Origin of the sequence: Mesorhizobium sp. SP-1A, from assembly GCF_032460275.1 — a bacterium.
In the GTDB taxonomy this organism is placed as follows: domain Bacteria; phylum Pseudomonadota; class Alphaproteobacteria; order Rhizobiales; family Rhizobiaceae; genus Mesorhizobium.
Genome location: NZ_JAVXZD010000004.1, coordinates 129111 through 147195, shown reverse-complemented (window position 1 = coordinate 147195; position 18085 = coordinate 129111). Strand labels below are relative to the sequence as shown.

Annotated in this window: 21 protein-coding genes; 13 read left to right on the top strand and 8 right to left on the bottom strand. The window is 65.9% G+C overall.

The genetic code is table 11. From position 1 onward, the window contains the following. Nucleotides 1-13 precede the first annotated feature (13 nt). From QU595_RS19015 to QU595_RS19005, 3 genes are all read left to right on the top strand, one after another. Complete coding sequence (locus QU595_RS19015) at nt 14-1210, top strand: phosphoglycerate kinase (RefSeq protein WP_315924801.1); 1197 nt, start codon at nt 14-16, stop codon at nt 1208-1210. A gap of 149 nt (nt 1211-1359) precedes the next feature. Further along, nucleotides 1360-2253 (top strand): fructose bisphosphate aldolase, encoded by an 894-nt coding sequence (locus QU595_RS19010; RefSeq protein ID WP_315924799.1) that lies wholly within the window; start codon nt 1360-1362, stop codon nt 2251-2253. Between the two features lie 175 nt (nt 2254-2428). Then, a complete protein-coding gene (locus tag QU595_RS19005; RefSeq protein WP_315924797.1) occupies nt 2429-3163 on the top strand; it encodes a thioredoxin family protein in 735 nt (244 codons plus the stop codon). A gap of 30 nt (nt 3164-3193) precedes the next feature. On the opposite strand, the gene QU595_RS19000 is transcribed toward QU595_RS19005, so the two are convergent. Further along, the gene (locus QU595_RS19000) at nt 3194-3355 is read right to left on the bottom strand and encodes a hypothetical protein (protein ID WP_315924795.1); all 162 of its coding nucleotides are present in this window, start codon (nt 3353-3355) and stop codon (nt 3194-3196) included. Nucleotides 3356-3488: 133 nt separating this feature from the next. On the opposite strand from QU595_RS19000, the gene QU595_RS18995 reads away from it, so the two are divergent. The 4 genes from QU595_RS18995 to QU595_RS18980 all read left to right on the top strand — a co-directional run bounded on the left by QU595_RS18995 (nt 3489) and on the right by QU595_RS18980 (nt 7148). Beyond that, complete coding sequence (locus QU595_RS18995; protein WP_315924793.1) at nt 3489-5396, top strand: propionyl-CoA synthetase; 1908 nt, start codon at nt 3489-3491, stop codon at nt 5394-5396. Nucleotides 5397-5475: 79 nt separating this feature from the next. Next, nucleotides 5476-5643: a hypothetical protein gene (locus QU595_RS18990; RefSeq protein ID WP_315924792.1), complete on the top strand. Its 168-nt coding sequence runs from the start codon at nt 5476-5478 to the stop codon at nt 5641-5643. A gap of 78 nt (nt 5644-5721) precedes the next feature. Continuing rightward, a complete protein-coding gene (locus QU595_RS18985; RefSeq protein WP_315924790.1) occupies nt 5722-6312 on the top strand; it encodes a type 1 glutamine amidotransferase family protein in 591 nt (196 codons plus the stop codon). A 119-nt stretch (nt 6313-6431) separates the two neighbouring features. Continuing rightward, nucleotides 6432-7148 carry a YafY family protein gene (locus QU595_RS18980; RefSeq protein WP_315924788.1) on the top strand — a complete coding sequence of 239 codons (717 nt, stop codon included), beginning with the start codon at nt 6432-6434 and terminating at the stop codon, nt 7146-7148. A 183-nt stretch (nt 7149-7331) separates the two neighbouring features. Here the strand turns inward: QU595_RS18980 and QU595_RS18975 are convergent, their stop codons facing one another. The 3 genes from QU595_RS18975 to QU595_RS18965 form a co-directional block, all read right to left on the bottom strand. Beyond that, on the bottom strand, nt 7332-8027 hold the full coding sequence (locus tag QU595_RS18975) for a DUF1013 domain-containing protein (protein ID WP_315924787.1): 696 nt from the start codon (nt 8025-8027) through the stop codon (nt 7332-7334). 378 nt (nt 8028-8405) lie between these two features. After that, the gene (locus tag QU595_RS18970) at nt 8406-8546 is read right to left on the bottom strand and encodes a DUF1127 domain-containing protein (RefSeq protein WP_315924786.1); all 141 of its coding nucleotides are present in this window, start codon (nt 8544-8546) and stop codon (nt 8406-8408) included. A gap of 209 nt (nt 8547-8755) precedes the next feature. Next, the gene (locus tag QU595_RS18965; protein ID WP_410000537.1) at nt 8756-9736 is read right to left on the bottom strand and encodes an NAD(P)H-quinone oxidoreductase; all 981 of its coding nucleotides are present in this window, start codon (nt 9734-9736) and stop codon (nt 8756-8758) included. A gap of 149 nt (nt 9737-9885) precedes the next feature. On the opposite strand from QU595_RS18965, the gene QU595_RS18960 reads away from it, so the two are divergent. From QU595_RS18960 to QU595_RS18950, 3 genes are all read left to right on the top strand, one after another. After that, entirely contained in the window at nt 9886-10077 is a 192-nt protein-coding gene (locus tag QU595_RS18960; RefSeq protein WP_315924781.1) for a DUF1192 domain-containing protein, read from the top strand. A gap of 101 nt (nt 10078-10178) precedes the next feature. Continuing rightward, on the top strand, nt 10179-11474 hold the full coding sequence (locus QU595_RS18955) for an MFS transporter (protein ID WP_315924779.1): 1296 nt from the start codon (nt 10179-10181) through the stop codon (nt 11472-11474). 31 nt (nt 11475-11505) lie between these two features. Continuing rightward, entirely contained in the window at nt 11506-11772 is a 267-nt protein-coding gene (locus QU595_RS18950; RefSeq protein ID WP_315924777.1) for a metalloregulator ArsR/SmtB family transcription factor, read from the top strand. 1 nt (nt 11773) lies between these two features. On the opposite strand, the gene QU595_RS18945 is transcribed toward QU595_RS18950, so the two are convergent. Continuing rightward, complete coding sequence (locus QU595_RS18945; RefSeq protein ID WP_315924775.1) at nt 11774-12145, bottom strand: nuclear transport factor 2 family protein; 372 nt, start codon at nt 12143-12145, stop codon at nt 11774-11776. 17 nt (nt 12146-12162) lie between these two features. Then, a complete protein-coding gene (locus QU595_RS18940; RefSeq protein ID WP_315924773.1) occupies nt 12163-12822 on the bottom strand; it encodes a glutathione S-transferase family protein in 660 nt (219 codons plus the stop codon). Between the two features lie 103 nt (nt 12823-12925). Between QU595_RS18940 and QU595_RS18935 the strand changes: the two genes are divergently transcribed. Then, nucleotides 12926-13438: a helix-turn-helix domain-containing protein gene (locus tag QU595_RS18935; protein WP_315924771.1), complete on the top strand. Its 513-nt coding sequence runs from the start codon at nt 12926-12928 to the stop codon at nt 13436-13438. A 79-nt stretch (nt 13439-13517) separates the two neighbouring features. Here QU595_RS18935 and rpmF read toward each other — a convergent pair whose 3' ends face one another. Both rpmF and QU595_RS18925 read right to left on the bottom strand, forming a co-directional pair. Further along, nucleotides 13518-13700, bottom strand: a complete 183-nt coding sequence (gene rpmF / locus QU595_RS18930) for a 50S ribosomal protein L32 (protein WP_315924769.1) — start codon at nt 13698-13700, stop codon at nt 13518-13520. A 142-nt stretch (nt 13701-13842) separates the two neighbouring features. Continuing rightward, nucleotides 13843-14553, bottom strand: coding sequence for a transglycosylase domain-containing protein (locus tag QU595_RS18925; RefSeq protein ID WP_315925686.1), 711 nt, complete (start codon nt 14551-14553; stop codon nt 13843-13845). A gap of 143 nt (nt 14554-14696) precedes the next feature. Here QU595_RS18925 and QU595_RS18920 point away from each other — a divergent pair, with 143 nt between their 5' ends. Both QU595_RS18920 and QU595_RS18915 read left to right on the top strand, forming a co-directional pair. Continuing rightward, nucleotides 14697-15614 (top strand): farnesyl diphosphate synthase, encoded by a 918-nt coding sequence (locus QU595_RS18920; RefSeq protein WP_315924767.1) that lies wholly within the window; start codon nt 14697-14699, stop codon nt 15612-15614. A 91-nt stretch (nt 15615-15705) separates the two neighbouring features. Next, nucleotides 15706-18075 carry a response regulator gene (locus QU595_RS18915; protein WP_315924765.1) on the top strand — a complete coding sequence of 790 codons (2370 nt, stop codon included), beginning with the start codon at nt 15706-15708 and terminating at the stop codon, nt 18073-18075. Nucleotides 18076-18085 lie beyond the last annotated feature (10 nt).

Genomic DNA, 18085 nt, shown 5'->3' with positions numbered 1-18085 from the left:
GAAAGAGGTGGAAATGGCCGGCTTCAGGACACTCGACGACATGGGCGACATCCGCGGCAAGCGCGTCCTGCTGCGCGTCGATCTCAACGTTCCCGTCACCGATGGCAAGGTCAGCGACGCGACACGCATCGAGCGCATCATCCCGACCATCGACGAACTGTCGAAGAAGGGCGGCAAGGTCATCCTGCTCGCGCATTTCGGCCGCCCGAAAGGCAGCCCTGCCCCGGAGTTCTCGCTCGACCCGATCGCCCACACCGTGTCGGCCATGATCGGCAAGCCGGTTGCCTTTGCCGCCGACTGCATCGGCGCGGAAGCGGCCGCCGCAGTTGCGAGCATGAAGGACGGCGACATCCTGCTGCTGGAAAACACCCGCTTCCACAAGGGCGAGGAAAAGAACGATCCCGAATTCACCAAGGCGCTCGCCGCCAATGGCGACATTTACGTCAACGACGCCTTCTCGGCCGCGCACCGCGCGCATTGCTCCACCGAAGGGCTGGCGCACCACCTGCCTGCCTATGCCGGCCGCACCATGCAGGCCGAGCTGAACGCCCTGGAAAAAGGCCTCGGCAGCCCGGTCAAGCCCGTCATCGCCATCGTCGGCGGCGCCAAGGTCTCGACCAAGATCGACCTATTGATGAATCTGGTGAAGAAGGTGGATGCGCTGGTGATCGGCGGCGGCATGGCCAACACCTTCCTCGCCGCCCGCGGCACCGATGTCGGCAAGTCGCTGTGCGAGCATGATCTGGCCGGCACCGCCAAGCAGATCATGATCGAGGCCGCGCAGTCGGGCTGCGCCATCATCCTGCCTTCCGACGCCGTGGTGGCGCGCGAATTCAAGGCCGGCGCCGCCAGCGAGACGGTCGCGGTCGATAAGGTTCCGGCCGACGCCATGATCCTCGACGTCGGCCCCAAGACCGTCGAAGCGGTCAACCAGTGGATCGACCGCGCCGCGACGCTGGTGTGGAACGGACCGCTCGGCGCCTTCGAGATCGAGCCCTTCGACCGGGCGACGGTGGCGGCGGCTAGGCACGCGGCAGCCCGCACGAAGGCGGGCAAGCTGGTCTCGGTGGCCGGTGGCGGCGATACGGTGGCGGCGCTCAATCATGCCGGCGTGGCCGACGACTTCACCTACGTCTCGACCGCCGGCGGCGCTTTCCTGGAATGGATGGAAGGCAAGCCGCTGCCCGGCGTGGACGTGCTGAAGGCTTGAGGCCTGCCTCGAACATGCCGGCGCCAGGACAGTTCGGTCGGGCGCGGGCATGTTTCCATGAGGCAAGGTGATTTCACCTTGCCGCGAAATGCTCTAGAGCGCAGCTTGATGTATTGGATTTGGAAATCAGTCCACTTTGGGAGAATGAGATGAACAAGGACATGGCCGCCCAGGCCGCACACAAGGCCGGCTTCATTGCGGCGCTCGACCAGTCGGGCGGCTCCACGCCGAAGGCGCTCAAGCTTTACGGCATCGACGCAAGCGCCTGGTCGAATGACGCGGAAATGTTCGACCTCGTTCACCAGATGCGCACGCGCATCATCAAGTCGCCAGCCTTCACCGGCGACAAGGTCATGGGTGCGATCCTGTTCGAGCAGACCATGGACCGCGACATCGACGGCACGCCGACCGCGCAATATCTGTGGGAGAGGCGCCGCGTGGTGCCTTTCCTGAAGATCGACAAGGGCCTGGCGGAGGAGAAGGACGGCGTCAAGCTGATGAAGCCGATGCCGGACCTCGACGCGCTGTTGAAGCGCGCCGTGGCGAAGGGAATCTTCGGCACCAAGGAACGCTCGGTCATCGACGCGGCGAACCCGAAAGGCATCGCGGCGATCGTCGCCCAGCAGTTCGAGGTCGCCAGGCAGGTCCTCGCGCATGACCTCGTGCCGATCATCGAGCCGGAGGTGACCATCTCGATTCCCGACAAGGCGCAAGCCGAGGACATCCTGCTCGCCGAGATCCGCAAGCATCTCGACGAGGTGCCGGCCGGCAAGCAGGTCATGCTGAAGCTGACTCTGCCGACGAAGCCAAACCTCTACATGCCGCTGGTGGACGATCCCCGCGTCATGCGCGTGGTCGCCCTGTCCGGCGGCTATTCCCGCGACGAGGCGAACGACAAGCTGAGGCACAATGTCGGCATGATCGCTTCCTTCTCGCGCGCGCTGACCGAAGGACTGACGGCGCAGCAGAGCGACGCCGAATTCAACGCCGCGCTGGTTTCGGCGATCGACAGCATTTTCCAGGCGTCCAGCGTCAAGGAATAGCTCGCGCCGCAGAAGGCGTCGGCCTCAAGGCCATCCGATCGGCATTTCCGCGCCGGTCTCCTCACGAACCCGGGCTCTCGCGCCCGGGTTTTTATTGTGCGGCAAAAATTCCCGCGGAAATGTCGGTATCCGTCCGTTCAGGGCGTCCTTGTCGTGAAGCAAGGGAGAAACCGACATGCCGAACAACCGCGTCGTCTCGCAGGAGGAATGGTTTGCCGCCCACAAGGCACATCTGGCACGCGAGAAGGAACTGACCCGCCTGCGCGACGCCATTGCCGCCGAAAGGCGCGAACTGCCCTGGCTGAAGATGCGCAAGGACTACGTCTTCGAGACCGAGCAGGGACCGAAACGGCTGGCCGATCTGTTCAAGGGCAGGGGCCAGCTGATCGTCTACCATTTCATGCAGGGTCCCGGAAACAGCCACCGTTGCCCCGGTTGTGCTTTCCTGGCCGACCACATCGACGGCGCCGAACAGCATATCCGCCATCACGACGTCTCGCTGGTCGTGGTCTCGCGCGCTCCGTTGAGCGAGCTGCTGCCCTACAAGCGCCGCATGGGCTGGAAGTTCGACTGGGTATCGTCCTACGCCAGCGACTTCAACTTCGACATGCAAGTCTCGTTCACGGACCGCCAGATCGCGGAAGGCGACACGACCTATAATTTCGAGGCACGCCCGCTGCAAAGCCGGGAGCTTCCGGGCGCCAGCGTGTTCTACAGGGACGAGGCTGGCAACATCTATCTCACCTTCATGGTGCGGGCCCGTGGCGGCGACGCGCTGATCGGCGCGTATCACTATCTCGACCTGACCCCGAAGGGCCGCAACGAGGACAGCCGCGGCATGATGAGCTGGATGCGCCTGCACGACGAGTACGAGGGGCTGGAGGAGATTCGGGAAAGCTGCTGCCGCTGAACGAACGGCGAGTCTCCCGATAGGCCGGCGCTACCAGTCGTGCCCGAGCACGGCGGTGAGCGAGATGGCCGCCAGCGCGATCACGGCGAGCTTCCAGAAATCGCGGCGCCGCCTCAGCCCCGGCACGCCGAGCGGCTTGACGATCTGGATGGCCATGACGGCAAGGATGAGCAGCGCGAGGAGCTTCGACATGAACCGCCTTTGAGCAGCCCCGCGGCGCGCTGTCAAAGGTTCCGCGCCCGGCCTGCGACCATGGTAAGATGGACGGCGATCCGGCACAGGCGCTAAGAATCCCGGAAGCGAGCATGCGACGGGAGGAACGGCCATGGCTTCACGCTATCACGAGGTCTATGCGGCCTGGAAAAGCGACCCCGAGGCATTCTGGGCCGAAGCCGCCGGCGCGATCGACTGGTTTCGCCCCTTCGATAAGGTCTTCGAACCGAAGGACGGCGTCTATGGCCGCTGGTTCCCCGGCGCGCTGTGCAACACCTGCCACAACGCGGTCGACCGCCACGTGGAAGCCGGCCGCGCCGACCAGCTCGCCCTGATCCACGACAGCGCCATGACCGGAACGGTGCGGAGGTTCACCTTCGCCGAACTGCGGCGCGAGGTGGTGGCGCTGGCATCCGTGCTGCGCAATCAGGGCGTGGCGAAGGGCGACCGCGTCATCATCTACATGCCCATGGTGCCGGAAGCGGCTATCGCCATGCTGGCCTGCGCGCGGCTGGGCGCGGTGCATTCGGTGGTGTTCGGCGGCTTTGCAGCGCGCGAACTGGCGACCCGCATCGACGACGCCCGGCCGAAGCTGATCGTGTCGGCCTCCTGCGGGCTGGAGCCAGGCCGCACCGTCGCTTATAAGCCCTTGCTCGACGGCGCCATAGAGCTTGCCCGCCACAAGCCCGATCGCTGCCTGATCCTCCAGCGCGAGCAATTGCGCTGCGACCTGACGCCGGACCGCGATATCGACTACGCCGATGCCGTGGCCCGCGAGAAGGCGGCGGGCGCCAATGTCGATTGCGTGCCGGTCGCCGCCACCGATCCGCTCTATGTGCTTTATACCTCCGGCACGACCGGCCAGCCCAAGGGCGTTGTGCGCGACAATGGCGGCCATATGGTCATGCTGCACTGGTCGATGGAGAACGAGTTCGGCGTGAAGCCGGGCGAGGTGTTCTGGGCCGCTTCCGATGTCGGCTGGGTGGTCGGCCATTCCTATATCGTCTATGCGCCGCTGCTGGCCGGCTGCACCACCATGATGTTCGAGGGCAAGCCGGTGGGCACGCCCGACGCCGGCACCTTCTGGCGGGTGATTTCCGACCATGGCGTGGCGGCATTGTTCACCGCACCGACCGCCTTCCGCGCCATCAAGGGCCAGGACCCCAAGGCGGAATTCGTGGCGAAATACGACCTGTCGAAGTTCCGCACCCTGTTCCTGGCAGGGGAACGGGCCGATCCGGAAACCGTCAAATGGGCGGAGCGGGCGCTCGGCGTCCCGGTCATCGACCACTGGTGGCAGACCGAGACCGGAGCGCCGATCACCCATAACCCGGTAGGGCTCGGCATGCTGCCGGTGAAATACGGCTCGCCCGGCGTGCCGATGCCGGGCTACGACATCCGCGTGCTGGACGATGCCGGCCATGAGGTGCCGCGCGGCACGCTGGGCAATGTCGTGCTGAAGCTGCCGCTGCCGCCCGGCTGCCTGCCCACGCTGTGGAACGCGGACAGCCGGTTCAGGCAGGCCTATCTCGAGGAGTTCCCGGGCTGTTACAAGACCGCCGACGCCGGCATACTTGACGCGGACGGCTATCTCTTCGTCATGGCCCGCACGGACGACATCATCAACGTCGCCGGCCACCGGCTTTCGACCGGGGCGATGGAGGAGGTGCTGGCCGAACACCCGGACGTGGCCGAATGCGCCGTGGTCGGCGTGGCGGACCCCATGAAGGGCCAGGTGCCGCTCGGCTTCGTGGTGCTGAACGCCGGAGTCTCACGGGACGGCACCGAGATCGAGCAGGAAGCCATCGGGCTCGTGCGCGACAGGATCGGCCCGGTCGCCGCCTTCAGGACGGTGGTGACGATCAAGCGCCTGCCCAAGACACGCTCCGGCAAGATCCTGCGCGGCACCATGCAGAAGATCGCCGACAAAGAGGAATGGAAGCTGCCGGCAACCATCGACGATCCGGCCATACTGGACGAGATCATCGCGGCGCTGAAGGCGCGCGGCATCGGCATCTGACCGCCCCTTCCCGCTCCTGACGGGCTGCTGTCAGCAGGGGTATGCGATGATGCCTCCTGTCAACCGAGAGGAGGCTGCAATGACCCGTTTCGCCGTTTTCACGTTGCTGACGACCTATGCCGGCAAGGTGCGCACGATCCGCAACGAGATCCGCACGGAACGCCTGCTGAACTCCTTGCCGGCACATGTTCGCGCCGACATCGGCTGGCCGGACCGTAATGCCGAGCGCGAGAGTTCCAGGCATTGATATTTGCGCGCCGGCGCTTGGACAATCGCGCGGCGATGCCCAGATAGAAGCCCTATCCCGCAGCAGAAGGAACGCGACATGGCTGGACGCAGGAAGATCGGAGTCCTGTTCATTCCCGGCTTCGCCGATTGGGAATACGGGCTGCTGGCCGCTTCCGCCGTGGACTGGTTCGGCGCGGAAGTCGTCTCCCTCTCGCCGGACGGACAACCGGTGACTTCCATGGCCGGCCTGCGCTTGATCCCCGACCGTTCGGCCGATCCCTCCGTCAACGAGGACCTGGACGCGCTCGCCGTCATCGGCTCCGACACCTGGGCCACGCAAGAGGCCCCTGACGTTTCCGCCCTGCTCAAGGCCGTGGCGCGGCGCGGCGGGATCGTCGGCGGCATCTGCGGCGCCACGCTGGCGCTGGCCCGCGCCGGCCTGTTCGAAAACGCCGGCCACACCAGCAATGGCCGCGACTGGATCCTGAAGCATCTCCCGAATTATGCGGGCGCTGCGCACTACCGCGACGTGACGCACGCGGTAACGGACGGCAGGATCGTGTCCGCGCCGGGATCGGCCCCCGGCACCTTCGCGATCGAGTTCCTCCGCGCGCTGCTTCCCGATCAGCGCGGGCAACTGGCTGAAATGCGGGCGCTGTTCGCCAGGGAATACGGTGCCGTCTCCTGACACTATGCTGTCAGGAGGATCATGCGATAAGCTCGGGACGAGGGGCTGGTAGCTCATGAGAGATCTGATGGAGGTTTGTGCTTCCGTCCGGTCTCGCACTTGCTTGCCGGAGGAATACGATGCGACGCGCCGACAGGCTTTTTCAGATCGTCCAGCATTTGCGCGGCGGCCGGCTGGTCACCGCACAGAAGCTAGGGGCATGGCTCGAGGTTTCCGAACGCACCATCTACCGCGACATTGCCGACCTGCAATCGACCGGGGTGCCGATCGACGGCGAGGCGGGCGTCGGCTACATGATGAGGGAGGGTTTCGACCTTCCGCCGCTGATGTTCACACGTGACGAGATCGTGGCCCTGGTGGCCGGCGCGCGCATGGTGCGCGCCTTCGGCGGCGCGGCGATGGCGCGGGCCGCCGACGAGGCGCTGGTCAAGATCGGCGCCGTGCTGCCCGATGCGGAAAAGGACCGCATCGCCCGCACCGAAATCCACACGCCCATGTGGGTGGTGAGCGATGCGGCGCGCGAGGCCATCGACCTGATCGAGCGCGCGGTCGAGAAGCGGCAGGTGCTGACCATCGACTACAACGACGAGGCCGGGCGCGGCACCAGGCGCGACATCCGCCCGCTTGGCCTGTGGTTCTGGGGCAAGGTGTGGACGCTGATCGCCTGGTGCGAGATGCGCGGCGATTTCCGCGCCTTCCGCATCGACCGCATTTCCTCGGTCGTCATCGCCGGCCACACCTTCAAGCCGGAGCGCGGCAAGCAGCTTGCGGATTTCTATCGTGCCGTCGAGCGCAGCGAAGCCTATGGCATGGGGCCGACCGCCCGCGGCGCCTGAAGCGACCGGAGCATTTCCAGGAAAAAACGCGTGGCGGTTTTCCGCTCGGAAATGCCTAGGAACAAAGGAATGGAGCGTTTTCGCGTTTCGAAGAAAGCGGGAATGCCCTGAGGAAGCGGCCGGTCACCGAGACCGGCGTTCCCGCAACCGAAACAAGCTTCGCCTAGCCACCGTACCGGCCGCCTATTCTTCCTCGTCGTCTTCGTGCTTGCCCTTCAGGGCGGAAAGCTTTGCGAAGACGGCGTCGGCGTCCAGTTCTTCCTCTTCGTCGCGCGTCTTCGCGGCTTCCGGCGTCAAACGCTCCGTTAGCGAAGCCGGCAGCAACGTATCGCCGGCAACCGGCTGCGCCTGCTCGCGGCCGCGCGAGGCGCGCTGCACTTCGAGGTCGAGATCGATCTGCGAGCAGAGGCCCAGCGTCACCGGGTCCATCGGCACGAGATTGGCCGCGTTCCAGTGCGTGCGGCCACGGATCTGCTCGATGGTCGACTTTGTGGTGCCGACGAGGCGCGAGATCTGCGCGTCCTTCAGTTCGGGATGGTTGCGCACCAGCCACAATATGGCGTTGGGCCGGTCCTGGCGCTTCGACAGCGGCGTGTAGCGCGGCCCCTTGCGCTTGGATTCCGGCACCCGCACCTTGGGCTCGGAGAGCTTCAGGCGATAGTTGATGTCCTTCTCGCCGCGCGCGATCTCGTCGCGGGTGAGCTGGCCGGTGATGACCGGGTCCATGCCCTTGATACCCTGCGCGGATTCGCCGTCGGCGATCGCCTTCACCTCGAGCGGGTGCAGCGAGCAGAACTGCGCGATCTGGTCGAAGGAGAGCGCGGTGTTGTCGACCAGCCAGACGGCGGTCGCCTTGGGCATCAGCAGCGTGTTGGCCATCGAAAATTCCTTCTCGTTCGCCCGCGTTCCCGACGCGGGCGGTGGTTTTGAAGCCACCAGTATGGGAAATCGAGGCTTATATAGACGCGTTCGGCCGCAGGGGCAAGAATTTCCGGGCCATCGTCCCGAAGACGATGCACATCGGCACGTCCGGCCGGGTCGCGGTCGCAAGGCCGGGCTTTCGCAGGGGGCGGGGGAGCAGGTCGCCGGCCAACAGCCGACGAGCATTCGCCCAAAACAAAACCCGCCGGACTGGTCCGGCGGGCTCGGAACCGGCGGCGCAGGCCGGGATGGCGCGCCAGTCTTCGGTTCTTTCTACTCTCGGTTCATGTCTCCCGAAAACGGCGGCCGGTTTCGGGATGAATACATGCGCCTTGGTTAGAGCGCGGCGCGGGCGACGCGCTCGATGTCGGAACGGTTGATGCCGAGATCGTCCAGCTCGCGCGCATTGAGGCGGCTCAGTTCGCGGACGGTCTGGTTGTAACGGCGCCAGTTCTTGTAGCTGCGGATCAGGTTCATTTTCTTTCTCCAGTCTGTGCGTTCGGAATGTGAATTCGATGACGCTCAGATAGGCTGTGCCGCCCGAAAAATGAACAGACGCTTTTGCATAACAGCAATGCTTTTGTGCATTGCAACATAAATGAATCGTAAATGCTGCGAAACGCCCGCCAGCCGGGCGTTTCCCGGCTTTCGGGAAACGCATTTCCGGCCTAGTTTTGAGTGGACGTTCAGCCGACGTCGAGGACGATCTTGCCGATATGCTCGCCCTCCTCCATGCGCTCATGCGCACGCCAGGCTTCCTTGAGCGGGAAGATCATGTCGAGCACCGGCGCCACCCTGCGCGTGGCGAGCAGCGGCCAAACCTGCGCCTCCAGCGCGGCGGCCACCTCGCCCTTGAACTCGGCGGTGCGCGGCCTGAGCGTCGAGCCGGTATGGACCAGCCGCTTGACCATCAGCTTGGAGAAGTCCGCGCTGGCGACCGCCCCCGCCTGTGTGGCGATCTGCACGATCCGCCCTTCCACCGCTGCCGCGCTGTAGTTGCGGTTGACATAGTCGCCGCCGACCATGTCGAGGATGACGTTCGCGCCCGCGCCGTCCGTGGCCTCCTTGACCGCCTTGACGAAGTCTTCCTCGTGATAGTTGATCGCCCGTTCGGCGCCGAGCTTCAGGCAGGCCTCGCATTTTTCGGCATTGCCGGCCGTGGCGAGGACGCGGGCGCCGAAGGCCGACGCAAGCTGGATCGCCGTGGTGCCGATGCCTGACGTGCCGCCATGCACCAGCAGCGTCTCGCCGGCCTTCAGCGCGCCGCGCTCGAACACGTTGTGCCAGACGGTGAAATAGGTTTCGGGCACGGCAGCGGCTTCCGAATAGGTGAAGCCGGGCGGCAGCGGCAAGGCGTTGGAGCCCGGCACCGTGACATATTCGGCATAGCCGCCCCCCGGGGTCAGCGCGCAGACCTGGTCGCCGACGCGCCAGCGCGCCGTGCCCTCGCCCAGTGCCGCCACCTCGCCCGCGACCTCGAGGCCGGGAAGATCGGAAGCGCCGGGCGGCGGCGGATAGGCGCCCTTGCGCTGCAGCACGTCCGGCCGGTTGACGCCGGCGGCATGGACCCGGATCAGGATTTCGCCCGCACCGGGCTTCGGCACGTTGCGCCGTTCCTGCTTCAACACCAGCGGTCCGCCGGGCATCGAGATGGCGACTGCATGCATCTTCGTCGGAAGGGTTTCGTTCGCCATGGTCAAGCTCTCCGTCTCGTCCAGCGTTCGCCGGCTATTTGCATCCCCGCTCCTGCGCTATGTATGCTCTGCCCCTCGGGATCAATGCCCAACGGCAAAAATCGGCAACGGAGGAGCCAGACATGGCGGTTTTCGACGACGAGCCCCGCAAGAAGCCGGCGCGGCACGAAATAGGCCAGGACCTGTCGCTCCTGTCGGTCGGGGAACTAAACGAGCGCATCGCGCTCCTGCGCGTCGAGATTTCCCGGCTGGAGGCCGAATTGAAGGCCAAGGACACCACCAAGTCGGCCGCCGAGGCCCTGTTCCGTCGCTGAACGCCGCACCGGCGGCGCCCGCCGCCGAAAAGCCCGAAACGACCTGTTGTCAGGTGACGCCCGGCCGACGATCCTGCGGCCTTCCGTAACGGACCGAATCGATGCTCGCAGCCTACCGCCCGATCCTTTCCCTGCTTCGCGGAACCGCCTTCCTGCTGGCCGCCTCCGGGTTGCACGGGCTTCTGCTGCCCCTGCGCGGACAGGTGGAGGGCTTTTCGACCACCTCGCTCGGCCTGATGGGCACGGCCTGGGCGGGCGGTTTCGTCGCCGGCTGCTTCTTCGCGCCGCGCATCGTGCGCCGGGCCGGCCATGTGCGCGCCTTCGGCACCTTCGCCGCCATTGGCGCCATCATTGCGCTGCTGACCGGCCTGGTCGTCGAGGAAACCGTCTGGATTGCGCTGCGCGCCTTCACCGGCTTCACCATGGCCGGCGCCTTCATGGTCATCGAAAGCTGGCTGAACGAGCGCGCCACGAACGAAAACCGGGGCACCGTGTTCGGCCTCTACATGATGGTGACCTATGCCTCGATCATGGCCGGGCAGATGATCGTGGCCGGCGGCGATGTGCGCTCGGCCTCGCTGTTCATGATCACCGGCATCTTCTTCTGCCTGTCGCTGATCCCGACCGCCGTGTCGACCGCCGCCCATCCGAAACCGTTGCAGGACGTGTCGCTGGACATCAAGGGCCTTTACGTCAACTCGCCCGTCTCCTCTGTGGCCTGCCTGCTGATCGGCATCGCCAACGGCGCATGGGGCACGCTGGGTGCCGTCTATGGCGCGCGCATCGGCATCTCCACGGCGCAGATCGCGTTGATGATGAGCCTGGTGGTCGTCGCCGGCGCAGTGATGCAGATACCCGCCGGCCGCATCTCCGACCGGACCGACCGCCGCTATGTGCTGGCCGGTGCGGCCTTCGCCGGCGCGCTGGTGGCGCTGCTGCTCTTCCTGTTCCAGTTCCGCTCCGGCACGCTGGTGATCGTCTTCACCGCCGCCTATGGCGCCTTCGCCTACATCCTCTATTCCATCGCCGTCGCCCATGCCAACGACCACGCCTCGCCCGAGGACTTCGTCAAGGTCTCGGGCGGCCTGTTGCTGCTCTACGGCTTCGGCACCATGATCGGCCCGCTGCTTGCCGCCGCGCTGATGGACCGGATTCGGCCCGAAGGACTGTTCCTGGCCACAGCCTTGGCGCATCTGGCGCTGGCCGGCTACACCATGCTGCGCATCCGCCAGCGCGCGCCGGTGCCGATCGAGGATCGCGAGGCCTTCAAGACGCAGCCGGCCGAGCGTGCCGTCACCCCGGAGGCCGTGCGGCTCGACCCCCGCACGCCTGCGGAACTCGACCCGGCGCCCCCCGAAAAAGCCGACCCGCGCGCACCCGCGGAAGCCGAAGGTTGAGATTTCTGCAACTTTGCCGCACAAATGGCGCATGACGTTCGCCGATGCATTTGCCGCCATCGCCGACCCGAACCGCCGGCACCTGCTGGAAGAGTTGCGGCGCGGACCCAAGACCGTCAACGAATTGGCGGCCGGCCTGCCGGTGTCGCGGCCGGCGGTTTCGCAGCATCTGAAAGTGCTGCTCGAGGCGGGATTGGTCAGCGCCACCGCGGAGGGCACGCGCCGTGTCTATGCCGTTTCGGGCGACGGCTTCACCCCGTTGAACATCTGGCTCGACCAATTCTGGCAAGCCGGCTGACCTATCCGGGCGGGCGCTGGGCGACGAACTTGCCGTCGCGATAGCTGGCGCCGAAGAACACCTCGACGCTTTTGAGCCTGTCGCCTTCGAAGCGGTGGAACTCCATGTTGCGGAACGACTTGCCGTTCTTCATCTCGCATCGGCAGACCACGAGCACGGCATCGCCGTCCTCGCAGGCGCGCTCGACCTCGATGGATTTGAACAGGCCATGGCCCGGCCAGCAGCGCTCGAAATAGGCCGCCCGGTCGATCGCGTCGTCATAGGGACTGGTGAAGGTGAAGTCATCTGCGAGGGCGGCCTCGATGACGTCGCGCCTGCCCGTCAGATAGGCGTCGAAATAGCTTTTCACCCGGTCGGCCCTGCCCCTGGTCATCACGGTTCTCTCCCGGTTCAGCCCTTGTTGTAGGGGAACATGTGGAAATAGGGCTTTGCCTCCTCGATCACCCGGACGGCGGATGGGCGCGCCAGCAGGCGGTCGTGGTAGCGGGCGACGTTGGCGTGCTCCTTGCCGAAGGGCTCCACCTTGTTGGCATAGAACAGCGACGGCATCGCCGCGCAGTCGGCCATGGTGAAGGAGCTGCCGGCGGCCCAGTCCCTGTCGGCCATGCCGTGCTCGATGATGGCGTAGGAAGTCCGGATCTGCGCCCGCGCCTGCTCGACGCCGAATGCGTCGCGCCGGTCCTCGGGCCGCAGCCGGTCGGCGACGACCCGTTGCATCGGTTCGTGCACGTAGAAATCGTAGAAGCGGTCGGCCAGCCGCACCCGAAGCGCCGTGTCCGGGTCGGCAGGCAGCAGCGCGGCGCGGCCGGGATAATGGGTCGCCAGATATTCGATGATGATGATGCTCGATTCCGGCACCACCCGGTCGCGCGCCGTGTCCTCCAGCACCGGAAACTTGCCGAGCGGCCACAGTTTCAGGAAAGCCGCCCGCGACCGCTCGTCTTCGAGATCGACGATGTTCGGCGTAAACGGCGTGTCGTTCTCGTAGAGCGCGACCAGCGCCTTCCAGCAGAACGACGCAAGCGGGTGGAAATGCAACGTCAGGGACATGGCTGCTCCTCTCGGCCGTCAATTCGAAACTGATTGCATTTTGCAATTGGTTGCAGCATATAGGCACCGATATGATAATGCAACCGGTTTTGGGGAATCGGAAATGAGCCTGGATCTGCGGTCGGAATGCCCGATCAATCTTTCTCTGGAAGTGTTCGGCGACCGCTGGAGCCTGATCATCCTGCGCGACATGATCTTCGGCGGCAGGCGTCATTTCCGCGAACTGCTCAACAACTCGCTGGAAGGCATCGCCTCCAACATATTGGCGGATCGGCTGAAGCGGCTGCTCGCGCTCGGCATGCTGACCAGGGCGGACGACCCCAGCCACAAGCAGAAGGCGATCTACAGCCTGACGGAGATGTCGATCTCGCTGGTGCCGGTCTTGGCCCAGCTTGGCGCCTGGGGGCGCAAATGGCTGCCGGTCAGCGAGGAATTGTCCATCCGCGCGCGCCTGCTCGAAGAAGGCGGGCCGGCGCTATGGGAGGCGTTCATGGACGAACTGCGCCAGGAGCATCTCGGCATGGGCGAGCCGAAGCCGGCGCATCAAACCGTGCGGGCCCGTCTCCAGGCCGCGTATGAGGCGACCGTCACCGCACGGACGGCCGAAGCGTCCTGACGCCGCAAAAAAGACGCCGCACAAAAACAAAGGACCGGCACGACGGCCGGTCCTCGAATTCCACGAAGAAAAAAGCCGATCAGCTTTCCTTCGGCTCCAGCACCTGACGGCCGCGATACATGCCGGTCTTCAGGTCGATGTGATGCGGACGGCGCATTTCGCCGGAATTCTTGTCCTCGACATAGGTCGGCGCCTTGAGCGCATCGGCCGCGCGACGCATACCGCGCTTCGACGGGGAGGTTTTTCGTTTCGGTACGGCCATGGATGTGCTCCATTCAATCGGTCAAAGACCCGCATCGCCCTCGTGAAAGGGCCTTTCGGGCCGAATTCTAGAAGAAAGTGGCGTGCCTATACACGCCCTGCGGCCGTTTGGCCAGCCCGTCGTGAAAATATTTGATGCCGGCTCAGTCGAGGCAGCCGACATAGGCGGCCGAGCGCATGACCCGCCGCTCGATGAGCGAGGCCAGACGCCGCAGGCCGGGCCCGGGCTTGGACGGGTTGCGGATGTAGGGGTTGGGCAGCGCGACCGTCAACAGCGCCGCCTGCCGGCGCGACAATTTGCGGGCCGACACGCCGAAATGATATTGCGCCGCGGCCTCTATGCCGTAGATGCCGGGCCCCCATTCGGCGATGTTGAGATAGATTTCCATGATGCGCCGCTTGGACAGCACGGCGTCGAAATAGACCGCCAGCGGCAGTTCCAGCCCCTTGCGTATGGTGCTGGCCGGCCGCGTCCACAGGAACAGGTTCTTCACCGTCTGCATGGTGACGGTGGAGGCGCCGCGCGTCGCCTCGCCGGCCAGCGCGTCGTCCACCACGCCCCGCAACTCGTTGATGTCTATGCCGTAGTGGAAGCAGAACTGGCCGTCCTCCGACATGATGACCGAATTGGCAAGCACCGGCGCGATCTCGTCGAGCGACACCCAGCGGCGGTCGTAGCCCTGGAAGGTGACGAGGTCCTTCAGCATCAGGGTCGAAATGGGGTGCACGAAGGAAGGCGCGTAAAGGAGCGTCAGCACCACCGGCACGAGCGCCAGCGCCACGGCCACCTTGAATGCCCGTCGCGCCCAATAGCTGAGACCGCTCTTCGAGCCGCGCCTCGACCGCGCCGTCATGTCCAGCCCTTCGGTCTCGTGGTCGATGATCGGTTCCGCCAACCCGTCCCACCTCGGTCAAGCCCATGGGTCGAAACCCTTCTCCGGCATAAAGGCGCTTGGCTGCTTGCGCAATGTCTGAGTGTCGGCTACCGCTCGCGGCCATGGCAAAAGACGATCATATTGCGTTCGAAACCGCGCTTTCGGAGCGGGCAGGCGCGGTCGAGGCCTTGCTGCGCCGGCTTCTGGACGCGCGCGCCCTGCCGGGCGAGATCGACCGGCCGGAGCGGCTCATGGCGGCCATGCGTCATGGCGTGCTGAACGGCGGCAAACGGCTGCGCCCCTTCCTGGTGCTGGAGAGCGCCGCGCTGTTTTCCGCCGACGGCGAGGCCGCCTTGCGTGTCGCGGCGGCGCTGGAATGCATCCATTGCTATTCGCTGATCCATGACGATCTGCCGGCCATGGACGACGACGACCTGCGCCGCGGCCAGCCCACGGTGCACAAGGCCTTCGACGAGGCCGCCGCCATATTGGCGGGCGACGCGCTTCTCACCTTCGCCTTCGACATCGTCGCGGACGAAGCCACCCCCTTGCCGGCCGAGCGCAGGGCGGCCCTGGTGCTGGCGCTGGCGCGCGCCGCCGGCCTCGGCGGTATGGCCGGCGGCCAGATGCTGGACCTCGACGCCGCCCGCGACCTTCCCGACGAAGCGGGCATCATCCGGCTCCAGGCGATGAAGACCGGCGCGCTGATCCGCTTCGCCTGCGAGGCGGGCACCGTCGTCGCCGGAGCCCCTGCTCCGGATCGTGAAAGACTTGCCGAATTCGGTTCCGCCATCGGGCTCGCCTTCCAGCTCGCCGACGACCTGCTCGACCTGACCGCCGACGCCACCACCATGGGCAAGGCGACAGGCAAGGACGCCGCCGCCGGCAAGGCGACGCTGGTGGCGCTGCACGGGCCGGACTGGGCCCGCCGGCAGCTCGACGGGCTGGTCGGCCAGGCGAGCGCCCTGCTCGAACCCTATGGCGAAGCCGCGTATTTGCTGAAGGCGGCGGCGCGTTTCATTGCCGTACGCAGCAGCTGATCCGGCCCCCTGCGCGCCCGGAACGGAATCTTAATGGTCAATGAGGCGTAATCCCGACCGCTAGAATTGCGCGCATTGGGTGGGGATCAGCGTGCCTGAATACACTTCATTCATCCGGTCCGTCCGGATTCGTTACCTGTCGGGCCTGCTCGTCCTGGCGCTTGCCGCGGCAGGCGTCGTGGCGACCTTGAACCGCACCAACTCCTACCGCCACGAGGTAGACATCATAAGCACCGAGTTGCTGGAGTTCGCTGCGGAGCTGAACCGGGCCTCGAGTTTCGCCGAAACCGCGGCGACGGCATTGCGACCGGACACGCGCGAGGAACTGGGCAACGCCGCGCGCGCCCATGCCGAGCGGGTCCTGCGCGGGATGGACGGCCTGACCGCGCAGATCACGGCCATCGCCCCGCGCGTCAGCAATGAAACGAAGGACGAATTGCAGGCCGCGTCCGTGAACGGCTACCTGTTGTGGTCGGCGAAGGACATGGCCCGCAACCTGAACCAGATGGGCCAGGCCAGGACGCTGGACAACTGGAGCTATCGCGAGATCCGCAACCAGAACGAGCTGTTCGCGCAACCCATGCTGCAGCGCGCCCGTACCGCCATGGATGCCGAACGCCGCACGGCCGACGCCAAAAGCGACCGGATCCTGATGTGGGGGACCCTGCTGCTGGCTGGCGCGCTGGCCGGCGTCGCCTTCTGGATTTTCCGGCCGATGGAGAAGGCCATTCGCCGCGCCTTCGCCGAGACGGCCGAATCCCTGTTCAAGGCCGAAGCCGCAGACCGGGCGAAATCGGAATTCCTGGCCAATATGAGCCATGAGATCCGCACGCCCATGAACGGCGTGCTGGGCATGGCCGAACTCCTGGCCAAGACAGAGCTGACGCCGCGCCAGAAGACCTTCACCGACGTGATCGTGAAATCCGGCAACGCGCTGCTGACCATCATCAACGACATTCTCGATTTCTCCAAGATCAATGCCGGCCAGCTCACGCTCGATCCCACGCCGTTCCGTATCGCCGAGGCCGTCGAGGACGTCGCCACGCTGGTGTCCGCCCGCGTCGCCGAGAAGAACATCGAGCTGATCGTGCGCGTCGATCCGCGCCTGCCCGCCTATGTGGTCGGTGATGCCGGCCGGTTCCGCCAGATCATCACCAACCTGCTCGGCAACGCGGTGAAATTCACCGAGAAGGGCCATGTGCTGATCGACGTCAGCGGCGAGACGGCCGACGGCATCGCGCATCTCAAGATCCGGGTGGAGGACACCGGCATCGGCATTCCCGCCGACAAGCTGCAGAACGTGTTCGAGCAGTTCGCGCAAGTGGACGGCTCCTCCACCCGCCGCCACGAGGGCACTGGGCTGGGACTGGCCATCGCCGCGCGGCTGGTCGACCTGATGAACGGCCAGATCGGCGTCGAAAGCGAGATCGGGCGTGGCTCGGTCTTCTGGTTCTCGGTGCCGATGCCGGCGCATGAAGCCGTCTCGCGCGACGAGGTGGTGCCCGTGGATGTCACCGGGGCCCGCGTGCTGGTGATCGACGACAATCCCGTGAACCGCGACATATTGCTGGAGCAGCTGCGGAGCTGGAGCTTCGACTGCGCGGCGGCAGAGAGCGGCGCCGTCGGCCTCGCCTTCCTCGATCGCGCCGTGCAGCTCGGCGCCCATGTGGACTGCGTCGTCCTCGACTACCAGATGCCCGGCATGACCGGCGCCGACGTGGCGCGCGCCATCGCCGCCGACGACCGGCTCGCCTCCATCCCGGTGGTGCTGCTGACCTCGGTCGACCAGGTGGACTTCGGCAGGCTCATCGTGGAATTCGGCATCGCCGCGCACCTTACCAAGCCCGCGCGCTCGGCCGTGCTGCTGGGCACGGTCATCTCCGTCATCCAGAAAGCGCGATCGCAATCGAGCAAACCGGCTCAGTTCGTGCGGCAATCCCCGCCGCCTGTTGCGGCCGCCGGCAACCAGCCCGCGCCGGCCAGGTCCCTGCAGGCGCCGGCTCCCGCTTTCACCGTCATCCGCGGCACGCCGGCGCAGGCCGACCCCGATCCCGCCGCCGCGAACCGCCCGGTGGAGATACTCGTAGCCGAGGACAACGAGGTGAACCAGCTCGTCTTCGGCCAGATCCTGAGCGGGCTCGGCCTCAGCTACAGGATCGCCGCCAACGGCCGCACCGCCGTGGAAATGTACCGTGCGCTGGCGCCGAGGCTGATCCTGATGGACGTATCGATGCCGGAGATGAACGGCTACGAGGCCACGCGCGCCATCCGTGCGATCGAAGAGGCCGGCGGCGCCCGCACGCCCATCATCGGCGTCACCGCGCACGCGCTGAAAGGCGACCGCGACAAATGCATCGAAGCCGGCATGGACGACTACCTGGCCAAGCCGATCTCGCCGGACCGGCTCAGCGCCAAGATCGCCACCTGGCTGCGCGAGGCCGACGTGGCGAAAACGGCCTGACGGGCAGCAT